Source organism: Acinetobacter sp. NyZ410 (assembly GCF_022828975.1).
Classification (GTDB): Bacteria; Pseudomonadota; Gammaproteobacteria; order Pseudomonadales; family Moraxellaceae; genus Acinetobacter; species Acinetobacter guillouiae.
Genome location: NZ_CP094620.1, coordinates 722,277 through 746,121 on the forward strand (window position 1 = coordinate 722,277; position 23,845 = coordinate 746,121).

Here is a 23,845-nt window from a genome sequence, read left to right on the forward strand (position 1 = left end):
TTAATGTTGTTGTAAGATTTATTTTTATAATAACGGTCTGTATTCGTCAGTGTTAGCTTTTCTTTAAAACAAGACTGTGCAGCATTTTTACCAGACCATAATCTGGGTGCAAGTAAAAATTTAGGATTTAAAGCATATTTTGAAGTGCTAGTTGCATTGATGATTGTAAAAATAAATACATTGCGTCATTAGTATGATGTATTGATTTAATTTTAGACTATTTATACAAATTCCTGCCACCATCTAACTTCCTAAATCGTTTATAACCCCATAAATACTGTTCAGGAGCGATGTTAATCATTCGCTCCATTTCTTTGTTCAAGGTATCGACAGAAAGCTGTAAATCTTTAGAATTAATATCTTGAGATAGTGCCGTAAAATGTATATCAAAACCTGAGAAATCAGGGCGACGGACACAAGTCAAACCCACGACTGAACATTGGGTTTTTGCAGCAAGCTTTGAAAGCAAAGTTGAAGAAAATGCTTTTTGCCCATAAAACTCAGAATAAATACCGCCAGACTCTTTGGGAATATGGTCAGGAAGTATAGCGGTAAATCCACCTTGTTTTAAATGTTTAAATAAGGCACGTACACCAGTATCATCAGTAGGTACCAATGTTGCATTTAAGCGTTGGCGAGACTCTAGCATAAACTGATCTAAGTCTTTATTTCGACTCGGCTTATACATGATAACGGGATGAGTATGTTGATTGATCCAGGCATTCATGAGTTCCCACGCCCCAAAATGAGGGACCACACTAATACTACCATTGGGATTCTTTAATGCATTGAGAAAAATCTCAGCATTATAGACCTGTTTAATTTGTGCTAAGGCGAACTCTGGAGGAGATCCCCAAATTTTAATTGACTCTGCATAAGTCATACATTGACTTTTTAAACTGGCTTTAATCAGTTGATTACGTTGTTGTTCATCAAGCTCAGGATATGCCGCAGTTAAATTCAATTCAGTGGTGCGTTTTGCTGAAGAATTACTCATAAACAATAAATTCCCGACACCTCTAGCAATACTTTGTATCATACCTAGAGGTAATCGAGAGAAAGTTTTAAGTAGCTTATACATTTAATGAATATTAGTCGCGGTCAGCATTGCCTTTCAACACCAAGTAAATCAGTGCTGAAATAATAAAGAAACCAGCAATAAAACTGCTCATGCTGAAATATAAAATACGTTGATAAGTATCTAAATTAAACAACTGATGGCTTAGGATATAACGCATAAATCCCCATTGAACCACTGAAAATACAATGATAATAATTGTATGACGAAGTACATTAGGTCGCATAGCCATAGGTTTTCACCTCAAAAGTTAACAGCGATAGTATGCCATTTATGAGAACTTATCTCAATTAGAACCTATCGAAATAAAATACATACGCAAAACAGAAAACCCTGCATAGCGCAGGGTTTTCGATGAAATAGCTAAAAATTATTTAGCTTCTTCAGCTTTCGGTTTTTCGCGTAAACGAATACCCAAGTCACGCAATTGATTTGGTTCAACTGGCGCAGGTGCTTGAGTTAATGGACACTCAGCCGTTTTAGTTTTCGGGAAAGCAATCACGTCACGAATAGATGATGAACCTGTCATCAACATCACTAAACGGTCTAAACCGAATGCTAAACCACCATGAGGAGGCGCACCGAATTTTAAAGCATTTAATAAGAAACTGAATTTTTCTTCAGCTTCTTCTTCGCCAATACCTAAAGCTTCAAAAATCGCTTTTTGCATTTCTAAAGTATAGATACGCAATGAGCCACCACCGATTTCAGTACCATTCAATACCATATCGTAAGCAACAGAAAGTGCTGAACCTGGATTGCTTTTCACTTCTTCAACACTTGATTTTGGCAGTGTGAATGGGTGGTGAACAGAGGTCCATTTACCATCATCAGTTTCTTCAAACATTGGGAAATCAACAACCCAAAGTGGCGCCCACTCGGTTGTTGACATGTTCATGTCGTGACCGATCTTGATACGTAAAGCACCCATTGCATCATTTACAACTTTGGCTTTATCGGCACCAAAGAATACGATGTCGCCATTTTCAGCACCAACACGCTTTAACAAATCAAGCACGATTGGTTCGATGAATTTAACGATAGGTGATTGAAGACCTTCGATACCTTTTTCAAGTTCATTGACTTTAATATAAGCCAAGCCTTTCGCGCCATAAATTCCAACGAATTTAGTGTATTCATCAATTTGGCTACGTGGCAGTGAACCTGCTCCTGGTACACGAAGTGCAACAATACGGCCTTTAGGATCTTTTGCTGGGCCGGCAAATACTTTGAACTCAACGTCCTGCATCATGTCAGCAACGTCTACAAGTTTCAAAGGGATACGTAAGTCTGGTTTGTCAGATGCATAATCACGCATAGCATCTGCATAAGTCATGCGTTGGAATTTGTCGAATTTTACGCCAAGAAGTTCATTGAACATCTTAACGGTCATGCCTTCCATCAAATCCATAATATCGTCATCGTTTAAGAACGATGTTTCGATGTCGATTTGAGTAAATTCTGGTTGACGATCTGCACGTAAATCTTCATCACGGAAACATTTTGCGATTTGGTAATAACGGTCTACACCACCAACCATCAACAATTGTTTAAATAGTTGTGGTGATTGCGGAAGTGCATAAAAGCTACCATTTGAAACACGGCTAGGTACTAAATAGTCACGCGCGCCTTCAGGTGTTGCACGTGTCAAGATTGGTGTTTCAACATCCAAGAAGCCATGTTCATCTAAGTAGTTACGAATTAACGTGGTTACTTTAGAACGGAAACGTAAGCGATCAATCATTTCTGGGCGACGAATATCGAGGAAACGATATTTCAGACGGATTTCTTCAGAAATATTGGCATTTTCATCATTCAATGGGAATGGTGGAGTTTCAGATGCAGCAAGAACTTCGATTTCTTTACCTAAAACTTCGATTTGACCACTCACCATATTGGCATTTTCGGTGCCTTCATAGCGACGACGTACACGTCCTACAATTTTTAATACATATTCTGAACGTGCTTTATCCGCAGTTGCAAATGCTTCTGGGGTATCTGGATCGATGACGACTTGAACGAGACCATCACGATCACGCATATCAAGGAAAATCACCCCACCGTGGTCACGGCGACGATGTACCCAGCCGCAAAGCGTTACAGTCTGGTCAATTTGAGCTTCGGTTAAAGAACCGCAATAATGAGTTCGCATCATAGCGTTAAAAATCCAACTATATGGGTTAAGGAAGCGAGTACGTAAACAGCGCATCGCCTAAAAATGTAATGTGAGATTATGCCTCTTTGAGCGGTGAGTCACAAGGACTTGGGGCAAAAACTAGCATGTTGCCGAATAAATTTAAGCTGATTTTGATAAAGTTTCAGTGACTGAAACGGCAAATAGAGCATCATTCAAAATATTTTTTATAATTTAAATAATGAAACAATAGACAACCTAAAGTGAAACAAAGGATTGAACCTTGGGTAAAAAATTTCATAAACAAGCCAATCAGCACATATAGATCAGTGTCTTGTGGAACGACGCCTATACTTTTGGCAACATACACATAATATAAGCAGCCACTAAAAAATGAGCTTACAAATAAGCTTATACAGAAAAAATTTACTTTAAGATTGCGTATTTGACGGGCTCTATATTTAAAAAAGTAATGTAAACCCATCCACATTAAAAACGGTAAAGCCGCAGCAGAGCAGCCGATTTGTAGAACTTTATGCATCGGATAAATACGATCAAACATACTGACGGGTTGCGCTAAAAATTCTTTAAAAGCGAAAGTTCGAAAATCTAAATGGGTTAAACCATCCCAAATAATATGGGTTGCTGTACCTAAGATAATCGCCAATACCATCCAAATTAGAAATTGAAAAAAAGTTGAAAAAGAAGCAATGTTTAATGGTTTTTGAATGCCTAAAAACTTAAATAATAATGGGCGATATAAGCTATACCAAAGTAAGCAGAACAGTAATCCCACCAATAAATCTGGATAGATAATTCCTTTAAATTGATGATTTAAATAAATTTCAGTTTTAACCAATACTCTATACAAATCTGGCGTCATTGTGCCAATCGCGAGTGCTGCAATCGGCAAGCGATTTCCTGAAAGTTTGGACAAAGGTGGCGCTAAAACAGCATGTGAAAGTGTAAAGGGCATTGAAAATAGGTTATTAAAACTTATATTAGGAAATTATTCGTTAATTTGTTGTTTACATCAATAGACTTCCGTCATAAATCAAAAAACGTACAATTTATTTGATCTTAAATTAATCAGCAAAATTATTTAATTCAAGGGATAATCCTTGGATGAAATTCAAAGATATTCAAAAATTATCAGACGTTAAGTTTCGTAGGCTTACCGGTGTTAGTTGGGCTACATTTAACCTCATGTTGGCCGAGCTAAATAAGCATTTACCTCGTCATATTGGTAAAGGACGACCGCATAAATTACCGTTGGAAGATCGCTTGCTCTTATGTATAGAATATTGGAGAGAATATCGAACATTTTTCCATCTTGGTATGAGTTACGGTGTATCTGAAACGAGTGCAATTCGTATCACACGTGTTATTGAAGATACCTTAATCCGTTCTGGAAAATTTAACTTGCCAAAACAACTTCCTAATCGAGATGAAGTGGATTGGGAAGTTGTTGTGATTGATGCAACTGAAATATTAGTTCAACGTCCAAAAAAAACAGAAGAAATGGTATAGCGGTAAAAAAAAGCGACATACCTTTAAATTTCAGCTATCTATGCACTATACAACAGGTGAAATACTGAGTGTATGTGGAAGTCATGGAAGCATGCATGATTTTAAAATATTTAAAAAAAGTATGAGGAAATTAAAATTTAAGCCCTTTTTTATCGTTGATAAGGGGTATTTAGGGATAAAAAAATTGGGTTTTGGATGCCTCATGCCATCTAAAGCAAAGAAAACTGAAAAATTAGATTCTGAATTAAAAAAGTTAAATAGAGAGATTGGTCGTAGACGAATTCAAGTAGAGCATGTATTTGGAAGGATGAAATGTTTTAAGATTTTATCTTGTGTATATAGAAATCGTCGTAAAAGATTAAACCTGCGGTTTAATTTACTTGCTGGCATATACAATTTAGATTGGGTGAAAGATAAACAATTAAATTGATTGAAAAATGATTTATGAAGGAAGTCTAATGAATTAAATGTAATTTCAAAGTAGAATATTACAAAAAATTGAGTAGATCTAAAGTGTCAATGTTTGAAAGTTATTCTTTGATGATAAAAAATAATAAATTTATTTTTTTAATATCTATCCTTTTTGTTATTGTATTTACGCATTATATTTTTAATGATAATTTTCGGCATTGGAATATTTCAATTGTTTTAATTTTACTTTTTACCTATTTTGGGATTAAAGGGGAAGTTATAAAACCAAATTTTTATCTGATTGCATTTTGTTGTATTGGTTTTATTAGTACTACTGTATTAAATCAGTCACTTTTTCGACTTGATTCAGTTCCGCATAATCTATTTAGTACGTATAAGCATATTATTAACCAGTATATTTGGTTTATTCCATTCATTTTTTTACCGACAATTTATTATAAAAGTAATTTTAATGCCGAGTGTTTTTATCGAATATTGTTTTTTATATTGTTTTTGTTGACCCCTTACTTATTGTATTGGGGGGTGATGTTACAGTTTGATCGCGGCCTGTTTAGTATTTTCTTTAATCCAGTGATTAGTTATGATATCGGCTTTATTTCGCTCACAATACTTTTGCTATGTTATTCATTTTATTTAAAAGGTAAACAATCTTATTTATATTTGGTGACCAGCTTACTCTGTATGTTTCTGTTAATCCTTCATGGCACTAGAGGAGCATGGCTGGGGTTGCTATTTGTATTGGGCTTTTTGGTTCTTTTCTATACTAAAACTCAATTAAAAAAAATCATTTTGATGCTGGGTTTGGTTGTTTGTTTTATTGGCATAAATATGGCTATACCAAACTCACCACTGCTAAAAAGAGTTGAAAACTTTCAATCTGATTCACTTAATATTCGTAATAATAATTATCAAAATAGTTCGGGAATTAGGTTATTCCTTTGGAATAATTCAGTGGAAATGTTTAAAACCTCACCTATCACAGGAATCGGGATGTATGAAATAGAAGCTGATAATTGCCGTTTATATAAACGAGGCGATTTACCACATTGTTTTCAGCACATGCATAGCATCTACTTCCATGAATTAGCAGCAAATGGTTTGATTGGATTTATTGGTTTATTGATGACATTTTTGACTGCTTTGGTTTTTTTTATAAAGCATATCTTTGCTAAAAAATTGCTAATTCAAAACTTAGCAATCACTGGTACAGTGTTCGTAATCTATTATATGTGTAGCGGTCTTACGGAATATTATTTATTTTTTCAAAATACGACCTATGTGTTCTATTGGGTGACTGCTTCCCTTATGAGCTTTATTTTGATCAATAAGCTTATGAAATAAAAATAAATTTAATTTTAAATGCAAAGGAAATCAATTTTGATTTCCTTTTTTTATTGCAAAAATATTGAAATGTTATAATATAACATAATTCAAAAATATTGAGCTTTGAGAGCAATCGCATGTCCTTTACCAAAAGTGCCCTAACACTTTCCATTTCTGCAGTTATTTCAACTTCTATTTGGGCTGAAGATCAAACCAATACTGAAAAAAATCCACAACAATTAGAAACCATTACCGTTGTTGGACATCCCTTAGTCCGTTCAAGTCAAGATTTTGGCGTTGCAGATGAAACTGTTTCACGTGAAAAATTACAACAGGCGGGCACGACTTTAGGTGAAGCACTCAAAGATGAATTAGGAGTCTATTCCAATACCTTTGGGGCGGGTTCTAGTCGCCCTGTAATTCGTGGGCAAGAGGGTGCACGGGTTAAAGTGACTCAGAATGCAACAGAGACAATGGATGTTTCAAGCTTATCACCCGATCATGCCGTCACTGTAGATCCGCAGCTGGCACAAAAAATTGAAGTCATTCGTGGACCATCAACATTATTATATGGGGCTGGGTCTGTGGGTGGTTTAGTCAATGTGGTTGACAGTAAGATTCCGACAGCGATGCCTGAAAATGGTTATGAAGGCAATGTTGGTCTGCGTTATAACACAGGCAACGACGAAAAAATGGCACATGCTGGGGTGACTGTTGGTTTAGGTTCAAATGTTGCATTACGTGTAGAAGGCTTAAAACGCGATGCCAATGATTACATTACCCCGAACTATATCGTAACAGAAGAGCATGGTGATCATGCACATAGTACGAAAGAGCGTCGAGTTGGCAATACATTTTCAGAGTCTGAAAATGTAAATGTCGGCTTATCTTGGATCGGTGAACGTGGTTTTGCGGGTGTGTCTTATAGCAATCGCCAAGATCAATACGGTTTACCTGGGCATAGCCATGAATATGAGTCATGCCATTTACATGGCTTATCACTTCATTGTGGTGGGCACGATGATGACGACCATGCGGGCCATGACCATGATCATGGTGAAGAAGACCATGATCACGCTGAAGCTGGGCCATGGATTGATATGAAAACAGAACGTTATGATTTCCGTTCTGAGCTCAATGAGCCTTTTGCTGGCTTTAAAAAACTTCGTGCACAAGCAAGTTATACCGACTATCAACATGATGAAATTGAAGGAAGTACAGCAATGACAACCTTCAAGAGCAAAGGTTATGAAGGTCGTGTTGAGTTGTTACACAATCCGATTGCTGCTTGGGAAGGGGTGTGGGGTGTTCAAGCCAGCCAGCAAAAATTAGATATCACAGGTGAAGAAGCGGTTCTTGCACCAAATAAAACCCAAAAATATAGTGTATTTGGCTTAGAGCATCGCCAATTTGGTGATTTTCATGTGGAATTAGGGACTCGTTTTGATCATCAAACAGTGGATGTCGACTCAGATCAAAAAGACTTTGATGGCAATGCATTCTCATATTCTGGTGCTGTGAATTGGGCATTTGCACCAAATTACACGCTCTCTTTAACGGGTTCTCATCAAGAACGATTGCCTTTAGCACAAGAACTTTATGCTGATGGAAAGCATTATGCGACCAACACCTATGAATTGGGCAATCAAGACTTAAATAAAGAGAAGTCAAATAATGTGGAATTAGGTCTTCATTATGACAATGACAAGTTGAGCTATCATGTACATGTCTATCAAAATTGGTTTGATAACTACATTTATGCCAAAACTTTGGATCAATACGAAAACTTCCGTTTGATCAAATATAGTCAAGATAAAGCTAAGTTCTATGGTACAGAAGGTGAAGTCGCTTATCAGTGGAATGATGTGTATAAAACCAGTCTGTTTGGTGACTATGTACGTGGGAAAATTGAAGATGAGAATGCACCGCGTGTTCCTGCTGGTCGTTTAGGCGCTCGTGTAAATGCTGAGTTTGATGAGCATTGGTCTGGTTCAGCAGAATATTCACATGTGTTTAATCAAGATAAATTTGCGTCTTATGAACAAGAAACCAAAGGTTATAACATGGTGAACCTAGGCGTTGCTTATCAATATCCTTTGGCCAACAAACAAGAAGCGAAAGTATTCTTTAAAGCCAACAACCTGTTGGACGAGAAGATTTATGAACACACTTCTTTCTTATCGAATATTCCACAAATTGGACGTAACTTTGTCATAGGTATGGACTATAAGTTCTAATTATTTGCAATCATTCACCAAATCGTTATTGAAAAATAAAGGAATTCGACCTAGGCTGAGTATATTGGTCTAGGTCTTTTCTTATGCGTATCTTCAATAAAATTCAAAACAAACTGAATTGGTCAAAACGTCGCTATTTCGGCATTATTATCGGCATATTGGCCTTAGGATATCTCTCATCTGCGATTTATCATGTTTATAAACCGCTTCCTAAAGGGCTGAATTTTACCGGACCATTGCGTCACGCCAATGTAAAATTTATTGCCGATGAAACCTATATTGATGCGCAAGGGAAGCAGCAACTTGATCAACATATCTTTGATCAGGTGTTACAGCTGATTAAGCAAGCCAAGACCACCATTGTGATTGATATGTTTCTATTTAACAGTGAAGTCGGCGATTCTAAAGTTCAGCAACGAGAATTAACCAAGCAATTAACCCAAGCCTTGATTAATGAAAAAATTGTAAACCCAAGCTTAGAAATTAAGTTTATTACCGATCCAATCAATTCTGTTTATGGTGGAATTCAGCCTGAACAATATCGTCAATTACGTTTAGGCGGTATTGACGTGATTGAAACGAATTTAACACCACTCCGCGCATCTAATCCTACTTGGTCTGGAATATGGTATTTATGCTGTCAGGATATTGGCAATAACCCAAATAAAGGCTGGCTGAATAATCCATTTGGTAAAGAAAAAATTACAGTCCGCAGTTATTTAAATTTATTTAATTTTAAAGCCAATCATCGTAAAACCATTGTGGTCGATACAGCGGAAGGTTGGAAAACCATCGTCACATCTGCCAATCCTCATGATGGTAGCTCACGCCACTCCAATATCGCATTAATGGTTGATGGTGCAACTGCGACAGATATTTTAAATACCGAACAAACTGTCGCGCATATGTCGGGAGGTGATACGCCTTTTGTTGCATTTGGCAAACTACCTGAAAATCCAAATGATCCTCAGGTTCAAGTACTCACTGAAAAAGCAATTTATGATGCGGTCTTAAACATGTTGGCGTCAGCAAAAGCCAATGATCAAATTGATTTAGCCATGTTCTATTTGTCAGAGCGCCGAATTGTTCAAGGTTTAGTTGCTGCCAAGCAACGTGGAGTGAAATTACGTATCTTGCTTGATCCGAATAAAGATGCATTTGGTCGTCAAAAAAATGGTATTCCAAACCGTCAAGTGGCTTCAGAGTTAAATGACGCAGGAATTGATGTGCGTTGGTGTAATACCCAAGGTGAGCAGTGCCATAGTAAGATGATCGTAAAGCATAATGCGCAATCTGCGGAAATGATTTTAGGTTCTGCCAACTTTACCGCACGTAATTTAAAAAATTATAATTTGGAAACTGATTTACGCGTGGTTGGCAATCCACAACAACAAGTCTTTATCGATGCTGAACAGTATTTTAATACGGCTTGGTCAAACTTAAATGGGCGTCAAATGAGTGTGGATTACAGTAAGTACGCTGATGAATCAAAACTTAAATACGGGGTTTACCGTTTTATGGAATGGAGTGGTTTGTCGACGTTTTAGTATTTCAATTGTTTGAAAGCAGAAGTACTGTATTTGCAAAATAAATTAAAAATATAAGTGAGTAAGAAGCTCAAGTCGATATTTGAGCTTCTTACTGCATAATTCTAAGTTTTTGAAATTTATGTAGATTAAATTACTGCGGATTTGGTGGAACTAACTCATCCAAATCTTTATTTGAAATATGATCTAACTCATGTAAATCAGTTTTGATTTTCCATTTGCTTTCATCATCTACGGGTTTTGGTAAACGTGCCTCTAACCAGTCACACACCACATCGGGCGAAAAATCTGCATGGTTACATTGAATCACCCAAGCTAAAAATTGTTTCGCTTCACCATTCATATACGGAGGAGGAGAAACGGGTAAAAACTGAGTCGGAAGGCGTTCATTTTTAGAAATATAATTTAGAACGTGACCAAGTTCTTGTACAGTTTGCCATGCTAAAGGGTGGTCAATATTGATTTGAAATTTAAACCACCATGCTTGTTTGCCATCTGAACCATAGCTATCAATAAATGCCTCTTGCACACTTGGGATTTTGCAAAAAAATTGATGTAAACGGTCAAAGCTCAGTTCAGCCACAATACAGCACTCATCAGATTAAAATTATATTTTATCAGATTGATGTCAGAATTTACCCAAGTTGATGTATAAACAATAAAGAAGATTAAATTTTGACTGTAATTCATCCATTATTTATCTTGAATGATATATTAAGCTGTTGTGTATACGTTCAAGTTTGGAGGTTGAAATGAAACAGAGACTCAGTTTAAGTGTCTTGATGTTGATGCTTTCAGCAACTTCAACAATGACATGGGCAGACGCTAAAGATTGGGCGAACTATCGCAGTGTTGAGCGCCCTCAAAAGAAATATCCAACAACGACCTATAAATATACAGATCAATATGGCCGCCAAATGTCACAGGAGATTCCTGTTCGACCTCAATACCAGCATCCCTATCCAACGTACCCAAGTTATCCGAATAGGCCCTACCCGCATCCCAATGGCCCACACCCAAGTTACCCACCACAAAATGGTGTGACGATTATTTATAATCACCAGTTTCCAACCCGGACGGAGTATTCAGGTAGCAGTTATGGTTATGTAAATGGGGAGGGCGGTCATATAGAAAGTTCGCAATACACATTGATCAATGATTGGCGCCGTTATGGTTTACCTGATCCGCAGGTTGGTATGCATTGGATTTTCCAGAATGGCCGTTATTTACAAGTACCCAATGATCGCTGAACGTGATTTAAAAATGTCATCATGAGCAATAGTAATGCATCAAATTTTCAACACATTAAAAAAGTCCCTTCTCCACTTTGTCTTACACTTTAATATAGTATTACTTTGATTTTGCTTAGGGAGAAGGGCAAGCGTATGAATCAAGACAAGAGACTAGGCCAGTTCATCATCTTCTGGCCGTGGTGTTTTGCCATGGGGCAATGATTTTTCAGTATGCTTATCGCGAATGACGGAAGGATATGTCCAAGATGCATATCTCACGATCAAAATTGCAATGGCTAAAATTAAAACCGATCCCGTAATAATCACTAAATCCATATCTGCTTTATGGTCATGCTGTATATCTGAAATTAGTAACCGCGTGAGTGCGGTGATTGCGATATAAATTAAGAAACGTACAGGCATGTGGTTGGTCTTAAAATAGATCCCCACCATCGCGCCTAATTCCAAATAGATGAATAACAATAAAATATCGTCAATACTGGCATATTGTTTTACGGTTAAGATTTCAATAATTGTATGTACCGCTGACCAAGCGATCATACAGCCAATGATAAACAGCGCAATATAATGAAATGCTTCTACTGCAATATTGCCCAATTTATCGAGGAGGTTTTCTATTTTTTCTATACGTGGATCTTTATTCATAACATCCTCCATTTGCCTGTGTTATTTACGATTAAACACTATGCAAATTTCATGCACATGAAAACAAAAGTGAAATGTTTATAGTGAATAAATCACAACGATTTAATTAAGAAATTGATCATTTCCTTTGATTAGGCTATAGATAGATTATTTTCAATACAATTAAAGGAATAACAATGTATTTGTACCGACCAATTGGGCTTTTTGAATATCAATTGATTGAAAAGAGTGGCTTTAAAAATTTCCCACCAAGATTGTATTAGCAACCTATTTTCTATCCTGTTTTAAATCAGAAATATGCTGAAAAAATTGCTTTAGATTGGAATACCAAAGATCAAGCAAGTGGTTATATTGGCTATGTCACTCGTTTTGAACTGAGTGATGAGTATCTGGCTCAGTTTGAAATACATACGGTTTGTGATGACTTTTGTCAGGAGTTATGGATTCCCGCTGAGCGATTAGACGAGTTTAATCAGCAAATTATAGGCAACATTGAAGTGGTTAATATTTTCAAAGGTGAAGCTTTTACTGAAAATGCTGAATTACCTGAAATCTTTAAAACCAGCCCAGATGGCTCGAAAGAGTATTAGGAAATAAAACATGTATCTTCCTACTCATTTTAAACAAGAGAATCTCCCTGAACTTTTCGATTTAATTGAAAAGAATCCATTGGGAAGTTTGATGGTTATCTATGATGGTGAAATTGAAGCGAATCATATTCCTTTTGAATTGGATCGTTCAGCTGGCAAGTCTGGATTGTTACGTGGGCATATCGCCAAAGCCAATCCTTTATTGAATGTGTTAGAACAGATTCAATCGGCTTATGTGATTTTCCATGCTGAACAAAGTTATATTTCACCGAATTGGTATCCAGGAAAATTTGAGCATCATCGGGAAGTACCGACATGGAACTATCGTGTTGTGCATGTGAAGGGAACAATTCGAAAAATAGATGATGAAAAATATTTGCGGGGTATTTTGGCGCGATTAACTCGACAACATGAAGCACCACAGGCGCTACCTTGGAAAATGGGAGATGCGCCCAATGATTATATCGAAGAGCAATTAGAAAAAATTGTGGCGATTGAAATCGAAATAGATTCAATCGTAGGGAAATTTAAAGTCAGTCAAAATCGCAGCGCTTTGGATGCCGCAAGTGCGGCAAATGCTTTACAAAACCAATCTCCAGAGATGGCTGAATCGATTCGGAAGTTTTATCCAAGGTAATACTCTACGATGCTACTTGATTTATATTGTGATCAACTTTTATAGCCGCACGATATAATTGCACCATCCTTGATTTTAAGATGCATAGAAAAGCAAACATAGCTGCTTTATGACGTCCAAGAGATATAGATCAGCAGACGTCTTAAAAATAACATCAGTTGCAAATAAAAAACGCCCGAATCATCGGGCGTTTTAATGTCTTATTTTCAGTTGATGATGAAATTAAGCCTGATTGGTAAAATAATCTTCGCTGAAATTCATAATAACTTCTGCACCTGCTTTGATTTTAGCGACACGTGCATTTAAATCAGGCAAGAGGCGTTGAATGAAGTAATGAGTCAATGCAAGTTTGTCTTGGTAGAATTGACCTTGCTTATTTTTTGCAGCATTGGCAATACGAGCAAACATGTAAGAGAAGCTTAATAAGCCAACAACATGCAGATACTCTACTGCCGCAGCATTTGCGAAATCAGCATTTTCTTTTGCACGTTCTAAAATATGCTGCGTAATCATATCGACTTCAGTTGCAATATCTAAAGTCGCATCTTTAATGAAGTTTAAGTCTGTATCTAGACCATTGGCAAAATCACGGATTTCTTCAATATATTCAGCAATGAATTCACCATTACATTTAATTGTTTTACGACCAATTAAATCTTGTGACTGAACGCCGTTGGTGCCTTCATAGATTTGTGCGATACGTAAGTCACGCACACACTGTTCCATACCCCATTCACGAATATAGCCATGACCACCAAACACCATTTGCGCATCGATTGCAGCATTAAACGCTGTGTCTGTTAAATAGGCTTTGGCAATTGGCGTCAATAATGCAACACGATTATTCGCCTTCGCTACAGCTTCAGGATCAGTTGAAAATTTCGTAATGTCGAGTTGTTGACCAACGTAAACAGCAAATGCACGAGAAGCTTCATTGTTGGCACGTGCATTGAGTAACATACGACGTACATCACCATGTACAAGGATGCTGTCTGCAGGTTTGTTTGGAGATTTAACACCTGTCGCACTACGGCCTTGTACGCGATCAGTCGCATACTGTGCTGCATTTTGGTATGCATATTCAGAAGCGCCTAGGCCTTGAATACCCATCGACAAACGTTCGTAATTCATCATCACGAACATGGCTGCAAGCCCTTCATTTTCTTTACCAACAAGGAAACCTTTGGCTGCATCAAAGTTCATGACACATGTTGCCGACGCTTTGATCCCCATTTTGTGTTCAATTGAACCAGGCCCTGCTGTATTACGTTCGCCCAATGAGCCATCAGCATTGACGAGGAATTTAGGCACGATAAAGAGTGAGATCCCACGTGAACCCGCAGGTGCATCAGGTGTTTTTGCTAAAACAAGGTGAATGATGTTGTCAGCAAGATCGTGGTCACCACCAGTAATGAAGATTTTAGTACCAGTAATGTTATACGTACCATCTTGATTAGGTTCAGCTTTAGTTTTGATGATCCCTAAATCTGTACCTGCATGAGGTTCAGTTAAACACATCGTACCAGACCATTCACCTGAATAGATTTTAGGTAAATAGGTTTCTTTCTGTTCTTGAGATGCATAGCTGTTTAACGCCATACCAGCACCAACAGAGAGAAGCGGGTAGAGCATGAATGATGGATTGGTAGCAAATAACATTTCATCTGCAAGTACAGTCAGCATTTTTGGCATTGCCTGACCGCCCCATTCCTCTTCAGCACCTAGGCCAATCCAACCGCCTTCAGCGTATTGTTGGAATGCTTCTTTAAAACCAGCAGGTGTCGTGACTTTGCCATTTTCATAATGAGCGCCTTCTTCATCACCTGTGCGGTTTAAAGGAAGCGTAACATTTTGTGCAAATTTAGCCATTTCTTCTAAAATTGCTTCAGCCGTTGCTGCATCAACATGTGCAAGCTTTTCATTGGCTTGCCAGAATTGCTCTGCATTGAAAACGTCATTCAGAATGAATTTCATATCTGCAAGTGGCGCATTATAAATTGGCATGTTCGTTCACCTGTTTATTGTTTGAATCTGTAGACTTAGATCAGTTTAACCAACAAGCATGTATGTTGTTAGATGGTCTAAGTAAATAACGCTCTATTTATAAAGAAAAAGGACTGCCAAAGCTATGACCGTCCTTTCTCTATTTCTGCACTCTTGAGTACAGTTTTCTAAATACCTAGCTCGGCATTCTACTTAGAATGCAAAGTCTTCAGCATCTAGTGACATCAATGGATCTAAGCCACCCGCGATCACGTCAACATGTGAACGAACGCGTGGTAAGATTTTCTTGAAGTAGAAACGAGCAGTCTTAATTTTTGCGTTATAGAAGCCAGTTTCAGTAGAGCCTTCCGCAAGTTTTTGTTGAGCAACAAGCGCCATACGAGCCCATAAGAATGCAAGCGTTACATAACCAGAGAAGTATAGGTAGTCAACCGCAGCTGCGCCTACTTCATCTGGATTTTGCATAGCTTTCATACCGATTTGCATGGTTAAATCACCCCACTCTTTGTTAAGAGCAGCAAGTGGTTCAACAAATTCTTTCAGGTCAGCATTGTCTTTGTTTGCTTCTGCAAATTTATGGATGATCTTGGTGAAGTCTTTCAACATTGCACCTTGCGTACCCAATACTTTACGTCCTAACAAATCAAGCGCTTGGATTTCAGTTGTACCTTCGTATAAGCAAGAGATACGCGTATCACGTACAATTTGCTCCATACCGTGTTCAGAAATAAAGCCGTGACCACCAAATACTTGTACACCATGCTTCGCTGATTCAGAACCTGTCTCAGTTAAGAATGCTTTTGCAATCGGTGTTAATAATGACAAGATATTGTCGGCAAATTTACGATCTTCTTCAGTAACACCTTGCTCTACGATATCTGCATATTGAGATAAGAAGTAAACCAATGCACGACCACCTTCAGCAAAGGCTTTTTGTGTCATCAACATGTTACGTACAGCTGGGTGAACAATGATTGGATCAGCTTCTTTCTCTGGTGCTTTAGGACCAGAAAGTGAACGCATTGCCAAACGATCTTTCGCATATGCAAGTGCACCTTGGAAAGAAGATTCAGATGCTGTTAAACCTTGAACAGCAGTACCAATACGTGCAGTGTTCATGAAGGTAAACATTGCATGTAAACCACGGTTTTCAGGCCCAATCAAGAAACCTTTTGCGTTATCAAAATTGATCACACAAGTTGCGTTACCATGGATACCCATTTTGTGTTCGATTGAACCACAACGAACTGCATTACGGTCTGCAATAGAGCCATCTGCATTTACGTTGAACTTAGGTACGATGAATAACGAGATCCCTTTAGTGCCTTTAGGAGCACCTGGTAAACGCGCCAACACGATGTGAACGATGTTCTCCGCCATATCGTGTTCACCAGCAGAGATAAAGATTTTCTCGCCAGAGATTGCATAGCTACCATCTGCTTGTGGTTCAGCTTTAGAACGGATAATCCCTAAGTCAGAACCTGCATGAGATTCTGTTAGGCACATAGTACCAGTCCATTCACCTGAAACAAGTTTAGGTAAATATGTTGCTTTTTGCTCAGCAGAACCATGATGCTCGATTGTACGAACCGCACCATGTGAAAGACCAGGGTACATACCCCACGCCCAGTTTGCTGCACCCACCATTTCAGAAATAGCTGTTGCTAAAGAACCAGGTAAACCTTGACCGCCATGTTCTTCTGGAACTGAAAGAGAAGGGAAGCCTAATTCTACATATTTGTCATAGGCTGCTTTAAAGCCTGTAGGTGTAGTGACTACACCATCATTCCATTTACAGCCTTCACTGTCACCGATTTGGTTAAGTGGAGATAATTCATTTTCACAGAAATCCGCGCCAGCTTCTAAATATTGATCAATCAATTCACGGCTTACGGTTTCTTGGAATGCAGGGAGTTTCGCGTAATGTTCTTCAGCATTTAATAATTCATGCAAAACGAAGTGCATATCACGTAAGGGTGCTTTGTATTGTGGCATATCGGTTTCCTCAATACTGGTTAAACCAGATTTATAATCTTCATAAATACGACGTGTGTCTTCTATGACACATATTTGTTCCGCTACATCGTGCAACATCTTATAGTGACGTACAAGTATTTCATGGTTATTTCTCTGTGACTGTAAAGTCAAAGAAAAAAGGCTTGAAAGCTGTAAGTGCATTGAGTGTAAACACTTTTCATTGAAAAATAAGGATACAAATAGTCAAAATCGTAAAAACTTGTGTCTAATAAAATGTCAGTCAAAATATGACGGAAATGCCATTTATATTTTCAAAATGTAGTGAACAGATTGAAGTGTAGACTTGATCTTGGATGGGGCGTGATTGGATGTGTGGTTAAAACTACAGATATTGAGAATGTTTTTAGTGTTTAAATGCAATATGACTCTAAATGATTTAAACCAATAAACGCACTGCATACTTTTCAATGGTGATATTTTTATGGCAATCACTCGCCCCAAAGTCGATCCACAATGTCTTCTATCGAATATTCAAAGTATCGTCCTGCTTGATCTTTATTGCGTTGAAACAATTGATGCTTAAATGTTTTAAAATTGAGTTTTAAAAAATTGTAGAAATAGCCTCCAGAGAAAATGGTGCGGAGGTAAAAAGCATTGATGAATTCATTAGCATGTTGAGTATGAAAATCTGAGCTTTTAATCCGCTGGACAATTTCAGTAAGTTCTTGTTTTGAAATATTGTGGATGATTTTTGGCTTAGGTAAGCAAATATCAAAGCTTAAATTTTCGATGCCTTCGGCTTCCCACCACTCCCAAAGATCATATTGAGAGATGTCTTTGCTGGTAATTTCTGTGAGCTTTTCACTGAGTTTTTGATATTCAAGCGAATTTTCATCACCAAACTTATCGCAATAGTCGGTGTAGTTGGCAATCAATTTGAGCACAGTTGGATAAAGTTGTTGTGCTGTTTCAAAATCGGGTTCTATTTCTGTACGAAGTCTATTCATTGCTAAGTATTAGAACTCTTGCGAAAATAAGCTTTGGGACGATTTTTAAATGTGGTCAAGCTTTATTAACTATGAAAATTTTACCATTACATAGAAATTAAGTGTGTGAAGATCAAGTTTGCAATGCCACGCTTTACATTTAAAGTTTAAATCGCTTTGCGTAGGCGATGCCTCACTTTTCAGAGATGAAAAGATGACAAAAATCTTCTGTTGGGTGAGGGGCACGTCCTGTACCCCCACCCAACATGGCGACATCCATGTCGCCTCACGATAGAAAGACCATCTATGTTTCATCAATATTTAAAAGTATGCAAGTATTGAATGCTGATTTTTGACTATAGCCAATTTCTAAAAGCTCTATCACAAAAACACCCTGTAAAATACCATTTTGTATGGCTTTAGAGTGTGCTAATAAGTTAAGTAATCAGCTATAACGCAAGAAGTCTATTTTACCGTATAAATTAGGGTCAGAAAAAATCATGAGCTTATCAAAGTGACTTTATATTTGAATTTAATCAGTATTTTTCGTGTCCTCTCCTTTAGACAATCAACTTTGCTTAAACAAACCAAAGGTGACTTCTATTTAGGAGGGGAATAATGAAAGATAAAAATCACTGAAACTCACCCACTGAGCGCTCTTTTGCCCAGTCGCGTAAGATAAATTTTTGCAATTTACCTGTCGATGTTTTTGGAATTTCACAAATCACCACATTTTTAGGGACTTTAAAGCGTGCCAAATGCTGTTTGCAGAATTCAATCACCTCTTCTGGTGTGGTTTCAGCACCGTGTTTAAGTTCAATAAAGGCACAAGGAACTTCTTGCCAACGCGGATCAGGTTGCGCAACCACAGCCGCAGTCATAATTGCAGGATGAGTATAAAGAACCTCTTCAACCTCTAAAGATGAGATATTTTCACCACCTGAAATAATGATGTCTTTTGAACGGTCCATAATTTTTGCATAACCATCGGGCTGGCAAACCGCTAAATCACCCGTATGAAACCAGCCACCTTTAAAGGCTTCTTCTGTGGCTCTGGTATTTTTTAAATAGCCTTTCATGACAATGTTGCCACGGAACATAATTTCTCCCATGGTCTTGCCATCATTAGGCACAGGTTGCATCGTTTCAGCATCCAACACACGCATACCATCTTGTAATGGATAAGGTACACCTTGGCGCGAATGTAATTGTGCTTGCTCTTGAATAGACAGGTCACTCCAACCTGCTTGAGATGCACATAATGCAGAGGGGCCATAAGTTTCAGTGAGACCATAGACATGATTGACTTGAATACCAATATGATGCATTCCTTCAATAATTGCCGCAGGTGGTGCAGCACCAGCCACCATCACTTCTACATGATGTTTAAATTTAATTTGTTGTTCTTTTGGAGTGTTGATCAACATCGACAAGACAATCGGTGCACCACAGAAATAGTCAACTTTGTATTGATCAATGAGTTGATAAACCAACTCAGGATCAATTTTACGTAAGCAGATATTGGTACCGCCGTTGGCTGCAACAGTCCAAGCAAAACACCAACCATTACAATGGAATAGTGGAAGTGTCCATAAATATTTACAACGTGGTGTCATACCACAGGCAATGATATTACTGGCTGCATTGATATAAGCACCACGATGGTGATAAACCACACCTTTCGGATTGCCCGTAGTGCCAGAGGTATAATTTAGACTAATCGCATCCCATTCATCCTGAGGTAAATGCCACTCAAAATCTGCATCACCACTTTTCAGCCAATCCTCATATTCAATTTGACCAATACGTGCTGTAGCATCATTGTTTTCGTATTCCTCATCTGCAACATCAATGATATAGATCTGTTGAGCAATAAGCGCTACCGCTTCTTTAGCCAAAGCCGCAAACTCAGGGTCAACCAAAAGAACTTTGGTTTCAGCATGCTCTAACATAAACGCAATGGTTTTGGCATCTAAACGGGTATTCAGGGTATTTAAAACAGCACCAGCCATAGGGACTGCAAAGTGCGCTTCGACCATCGCAGGGATATTCGGTAAAAGAACAGAAACGGTATCGTTTTTTTGAATCCCAAGATTTTATAATTGATGGGCAAATTGACGACAACGGGTATAAGTGTCGCGCCAAGAGAGATGACGAGCACCATGTACAATCGCATCTTGATTTGGGTAAATGTAGGCTGCACGCTCTAGGTAACGTAAAGGTGATAATGCTACAAAGTTTGCTGGGGTGCGCGGTAATTGATCATATGCACTAACCATGTTTAGCTCCATCTATATTTATTCTAATTTCCATGTTTAAAAGATATGCATAAGCCTGTCAGAATTCATTTAGGCTTTAGTCGAGTATCTAATTTAAATATTCATCACTATACATCTTTACCCTTATTTAAATATTTTTTGGAATATTTAATTTATTGAATTAAATTAACATTTTTCAATATTGGTGTAAATATTAATCCTAGTTTGTTCAGAATCTTATTTAAAATCTCGTCATTCAAATACCAATAACTGAACCCACCAGTTTCGCTTTTTTGTATTCTGTTGGCGAAGATCCAGTCCATTTTTTAAACGCACGACGAAATTCTCTTAACTCACTAAAACCAAGATTGAAACTGATTTCACTCATCGATTGATTTTCTTCAATCCACTGTTTGGCTTTTTTTTCTAACACCTGTTGCTTTAATAACTGAAAATTTAGTCCCTCATTAAGTAACAAACGCCGTAAATGGCGTTCGCTAAAATGAAAATATTGCGCTGCTTGTTGCATATCAAAGCGTTCAGGTAGGTGGCTTTCAATCAAATGTGCTAATACCTTTGCCAAACTGTGTTGATTCATTTGATCAAATTGTTTTAAAGCTTGATCACAAATCAGAATTGCACTTTGATAATTGACAGGACTATAGTTTTTGAGGCTTCTCGACAAGAGTGTTTTATTAAATCGGATGATATTTTTAGCTGTTTTAAAATAAATTGGACAATTGAAAATTCTTTGATAATCATTGATATATGCTGAATGATCATAGCTCAGTTCCAAGCTGATTAACTCATAGCTATGGTCTAGCATCATATTGACACAGGTAATAATACTGGCAAACACTTCATCACAGAAAAATGCTTTTAACTCACCACAGTTACTTCGTTCAAAAAGTTCAATTTCACAATAATCATCAACAAGATTGACGGTTAAATCTAAGACACTGCCTGAAATGGGATGATAGTGCAGTGCCGTTTCTAGTGCTTCGGCCACTGTTTTACAGGCTTGCATGGCAAAGCCCAAAATACCAATTGAAATCTGACCTTCACTACTGCCCAACAATAAGCCTAAATTTTGTTGTTGGGTATCTTTAACTGCGAGATGAATAACCTCACAAAGTTCTGAAAAACCGACAAAACCATGCCCTTGGCGAATTTGTTCCAAGTCTAAATTTTGTGCTGCGAACCAATTGTCATATTGCCAGTGTTGTTGTTCTGCATAATGAACCAAACTCGTCAGTATCATTGGTGGAATATAAAATTGAGAATTGGCAATTTCCTTTTGCTGCAAGCTCATAAAGTCCGCTTCGCCCCCCATATTATTGTTGCTTTTACCCTAGTTGGTATCGCATATTTTTGATTAAGATTCAATCTACTTCTGGTATTCGCAGATATAAATTCGCTGACATAAAAAAGATAAAGGATGACCGCATATGTTTATGGTGGGTTGGGATAAACAAGAAATAGACATTCAGCCGCAAGGTTATGCCATGTTTGGTTATGGTATGTGGTCGCATCGTGCTTATCAAAAATGTACAGCATTGTTTGCTCGTACATTCACTATCCGTCGTTTAGCTTTAGAACAGCCCATTATTTTTTGTTGTCTGGATTTTGGTTGTATTACTTATGCGATCCGCAGTGGTGTTGTTGAACGCTTAAAACAACAACTAGCTGAGCAATTTAATGAACAGCATTTGGTCTTGATGGCAACCTATACTCATTCTGGCCCTGGTGGTTGTGCTTATGAAGCTTTATACAATATGCCGACTCCAGGTTTTATTCCAGAGCATGTCGAAGCGGTAGTAAAGGCGGTCATGCTCAGTATTTCCAATGCCTTAGACACTGAAAAAGAAACTGAACTTCGTTATCAAAGTTGCCAATTTCCTCATGATATTCCAGTGGCATGGAATCGATCATTGCAGGCATATAATCGTAACCCCGATGTGATTCAAAGAACCGAAGTAGAAACCCATCTCGCCTTAAACCGTGAAATGCAATTAATCGGTTTTTACCGTAATGATCAATTATGTTCCTTTATTTCATTATTTGGAGTGCATGCAACCTGTTTGAGTAGCCAACTCAAAGCCCATGATGGTGACAATAAAGGCTATGCTGCGGCGATAAGTGAACATTATCTATTCACACAAGGTATTCCACACCCAGTTGCCATTTTTGCACAAGCAACAGCAGGAGATGTATCGCCACATTTTCATGGCCCCAAACAAGATGCGATTCGCAATAAAATTAAGGGCGAAAAAGAATATCAATATGCTGAGCAAAATGGGCGTTATCAAAGTGAAATTGCGATTAAAGCACTGACTACACCGCTTGGAAAAAATACCAACAATGCGATGGAAGCATGTTTACTCCAAGGCAGTGTCGATGCTGTTTTATCCTATGTAGATCTGAGTCAAGTCGATGTGCCAAGTGAATTTAGTCAGGGGATCCAAGGCGCTAAAACCAGTGCCGCTTGTCATGGTGTCGGTTTCTTCGGGGGAACGCCTATAGATGGTAAGGGAACACCTACAGCAATTCTTAAAGTAATGTCTTTACTTGCTAAGCGAGTACGTAAGCAACGTTTAGCAAACTCAGATTCTCTGCAGTACAGCAAATATAAAGCGCTCTATGACTCACAATTTCCGAAAGAGATTGTTTTAGAAAGCCCAGACAATCAGTTGCTGGGTAAAAGTTTAGATTTCCCCCCAAGTATTTTTGACCCTTTAATTGCAGAAATGAATCGCCAAGTTAAAGCAGGTGCCATTCAAGACAGCCCATTGGTTCCAAGTGTTATTCCGCTACAGATTATCCAAATTGGTCAATTGGCTTTGATTTGTTGCCCCGGAGAAATTACCACAACAGCAGGACAACGTGTGATTCAGACTGTGGCAAAACAGTTCTCAAAGCAGCATGGTATTTCAAAGGTTGGTTTGGTGTCTTATTGCAATGATTATATGGGCTATATCACCACCAATGAAGAATATCAGCAACAAGCTTATGAGGGTGCACATACCTTATATGGTCAATGGACACATGCGGCAATTCAGTACAAATTTCAGCAGTTGGCAACGCAGTTGAGTCTAGATAAATCTCAACGAGAATATGACCAAATCACACGCCCCGCAGCGATTCCACCACACGAAATAGAAAAAAGAACAAATCACGGCAATTTAAAAACTGCTGTACGCTAAAGGATGAGCAT

The 23,845-nt window shown here is 37.9% G+C and carries 17 protein-coding genes and 2 pseudogenes; 8 read left to right on the plus strand and 11 right to left on the minus strand.

Features of this window, described 5'->3' with window-relative positions; genetic code table 11:
• Positions 1-217: 217 nt before the first annotated feature.
• From MTO68_RS03450 to MTO68_RS03465, 4 genes are all read right to left on the minus strand, one after another.
• Positions 218-1,081, minus strand: a complete 864-nt coding sequence (locus MTO68_RS03450) for a lysophospholipid acyltransferase family protein (protein ID WP_244015032.1) — start codon at positions 1,079-1,081, stop codon at positions 218-220.
• A gap of 10 nt (positions 1,082-1,091) precedes the next feature.
• Positions 1,092-1,310: a hypothetical protein gene (locus tag MTO68_RS03455; RefSeq protein ID WP_004723114.1), complete on the minus strand. Its 219-nt coding sequence runs from the start codon at positions 1,308-1,310 to the stop codon at positions 1,092-1,094.
• A 138-nt stretch (positions 1,311-1,448) separates the two neighbouring features.
• A complete protein-coding gene (aspS, locus tag MTO68_RS03460; protein WP_244015034.1) occupies positions 1,449-3,233 on the minus strand; it encodes an aspartate--tRNA ligase in 1,785 nt (594 codons plus the stop codon).
• 190 nt (positions 3,234-3,423) lie between these two features.
• Positions 3,424-4,188 (minus strand): DUF4184 family protein, encoded by a 765-nt coding sequence (locus MTO68_RS03465; RefSeq protein ID WP_244015035.1) that lies wholly within the window; start codon positions 4,186-4,188, stop codon positions 3,424-3,426.
• 149 nt (positions 4,189-4,337) lie between these two features.
• Here MTO68_RS03465 and MTO68_RS03470 point away from each other — a divergent pair, with 149 nt between their 5' ends.
• From MTO68_RS03470 to MTO68_RS03490, 5 genes and pseudogenes are all read left to right on the plus strand, one after another.
• Positions 4,338-4,742, plus strand: coding sequence for a transposase family protein (locus MTO68_RS03470; protein ID WP_008942454.1), 405 nt, complete (start codon positions 4,338-4,340; stop codon positions 4,740-4,742).
• A 37-nt stretch (positions 4,743-4,779) separates the two neighbouring features.
• Positions 4,780-5,172, plus strand: a pseudogene (locus MTO68_RS03475) (transposase family protein); the annotation flags it as partial.
• A 527-nt stretch (positions 5,173-5,699) separates the two neighbouring features.
• The gene (locus MTO68_RS03480; RefSeq protein ID WP_244015037.1) at positions 5,700-6,515 is read left to right on the plus strand and encodes an O-antigen ligase family protein; all 816 of its coding nucleotides are present in this window, start codon (positions 5,700-5,702) and stop codon (positions 6,513-6,515) included.
• 119 nt (positions 6,516-6,634) lie between these two features.
• Positions 6,635-8,734, plus strand: coding sequence for a zinc piracy TonB-dependent receptor ZnuD (gene znuD, locus MTO68_RS03485; protein WP_244015039.1), 2,100 nt, complete (start codon positions 6,635-6,637; stop codon positions 8,732-8,734).
• A gap of 83 nt (positions 8,735-8,817) precedes the next feature.
• A complete protein-coding gene (locus MTO68_RS03490; RefSeq protein ID WP_239046444.1) occupies positions 8,818-10,281 on the plus strand; it encodes a phospholipase D family protein in 1,464 nt (487 codons plus the stop codon).
• Between the two features lie 133 nt (positions 10,282-10,414).
• On the opposite strand, the gene MTO68_RS03495 is transcribed toward MTO68_RS03490, so the two are convergent.
• Positions 10,415-10,864: a hypothetical protein gene (locus MTO68_RS03495; RefSeq protein ID WP_096733160.1), complete on the minus strand. Its 450-nt coding sequence runs from the start codon at positions 10,862-10,864 to the stop codon at positions 10,415-10,417.
• A 169-nt stretch (positions 10,865-11,033) separates the two neighbouring features.
• Between MTO68_RS03495 and MTO68_RS03500 the strand changes: the two genes are divergently transcribed.
• Positions 11,034-11,531 (plus strand): RcnB family protein, encoded by a 498-nt coding sequence (locus tag MTO68_RS03500; RefSeq protein ID WP_244015041.1) that lies wholly within the window; start codon positions 11,034-11,036, stop codon positions 11,529-11,531.
• 153 nt (positions 11,532-11,684) lie between these two features.
• Here MTO68_RS03500 and MTO68_RS03505 read toward each other — a convergent pair whose 3' ends face one another.
• Complete coding sequence (locus MTO68_RS03505) at positions 11,685-12,179, minus strand: phosphate-starvation-inducible PsiE family protein (protein ID WP_004723097.1); 495 nt, start codon at positions 12,177-12,179, stop codon at positions 11,685-11,687.
• Between the two features lie 600 nt (positions 12,180-12,779).
• On the opposite strand from MTO68_RS03505, the gene MTO68_RS03510 reads away from it, so the two are divergent.
• Positions 12,780-13,406: an FMN-binding negative transcriptional regulator gene (locus MTO68_RS03510; protein WP_244015043.1), complete on the plus strand. Its 627-nt coding sequence runs from the start codon at positions 12,780-12,782 to the stop codon at positions 13,404-13,406.
• Between the two features lie 222 nt (positions 13,407-13,628).
• Here MTO68_RS03510 and MTO68_RS03515 read toward each other — a convergent pair whose 3' ends face one another.
• The 5 genes and pseudogenes from MTO68_RS03515 to MTO68_RS03535 form a co-directional block, all read right to left on the minus strand.
• Entirely contained in the window at positions 13,629-15,410 is a 1,782-nt protein-coding gene (locus tag MTO68_RS03515) for an acyl-CoA dehydrogenase C-terminal domain-containing protein (RefSeq protein ID WP_004723090.1), read from the minus strand.
• Positions 15,411-15,602: 192 nt separating this feature from the next.
• A complete protein-coding gene (locus tag MTO68_RS03520; RefSeq protein ID WP_034610112.1) occupies positions 15,603-17,405 on the minus strand; it encodes an acyl-CoA dehydrogenase C-terminal domain-containing protein in 1,803 nt (600 codons plus the stop codon).
• Positions 17,406-17,875: 470 nt separating this feature from the next.
• On the minus strand, positions 17,876-18,394 hold the full coding sequence (locus MTO68_RS03525; protein ID WP_244015045.1) for a hypothetical protein: 519 nt from the start codon (positions 18,392-18,394) through the stop codon (positions 17,876-17,878).
• 611 nt (positions 18,395-19,005) lie between these two features.
• Positions 19,006-20,652, minus strand: a pseudogene (locus tag MTO68_RS03530) (acyl-CoA synthetase).
• Positions 20,653-20,887: 235 nt separating this feature from the next.
• Entirely contained in the window at positions 20,888-21,943 is a 1,056-nt protein-coding gene (locus tag MTO68_RS03535; RefSeq protein WP_244015047.1) for an AraC family transcriptional regulator, read from the minus strand.
• 136 nt (positions 21,944-22,079) lie between these two features.
• Between MTO68_RS03535 and MTO68_RS03540 the strand changes: the two genes are divergently transcribed.
• Complete coding sequence (locus tag MTO68_RS03540; protein ID WP_244015049.1) at positions 22,080-23,834, plus strand: neutral/alkaline non-lysosomal ceramidase N-terminal domain-containing protein; 1,755 nt, start codon at positions 22,080-22,082, stop codon at positions 23,832-23,834.
• Positions 23,835-23,845 lie beyond the last annotated feature (11 nt).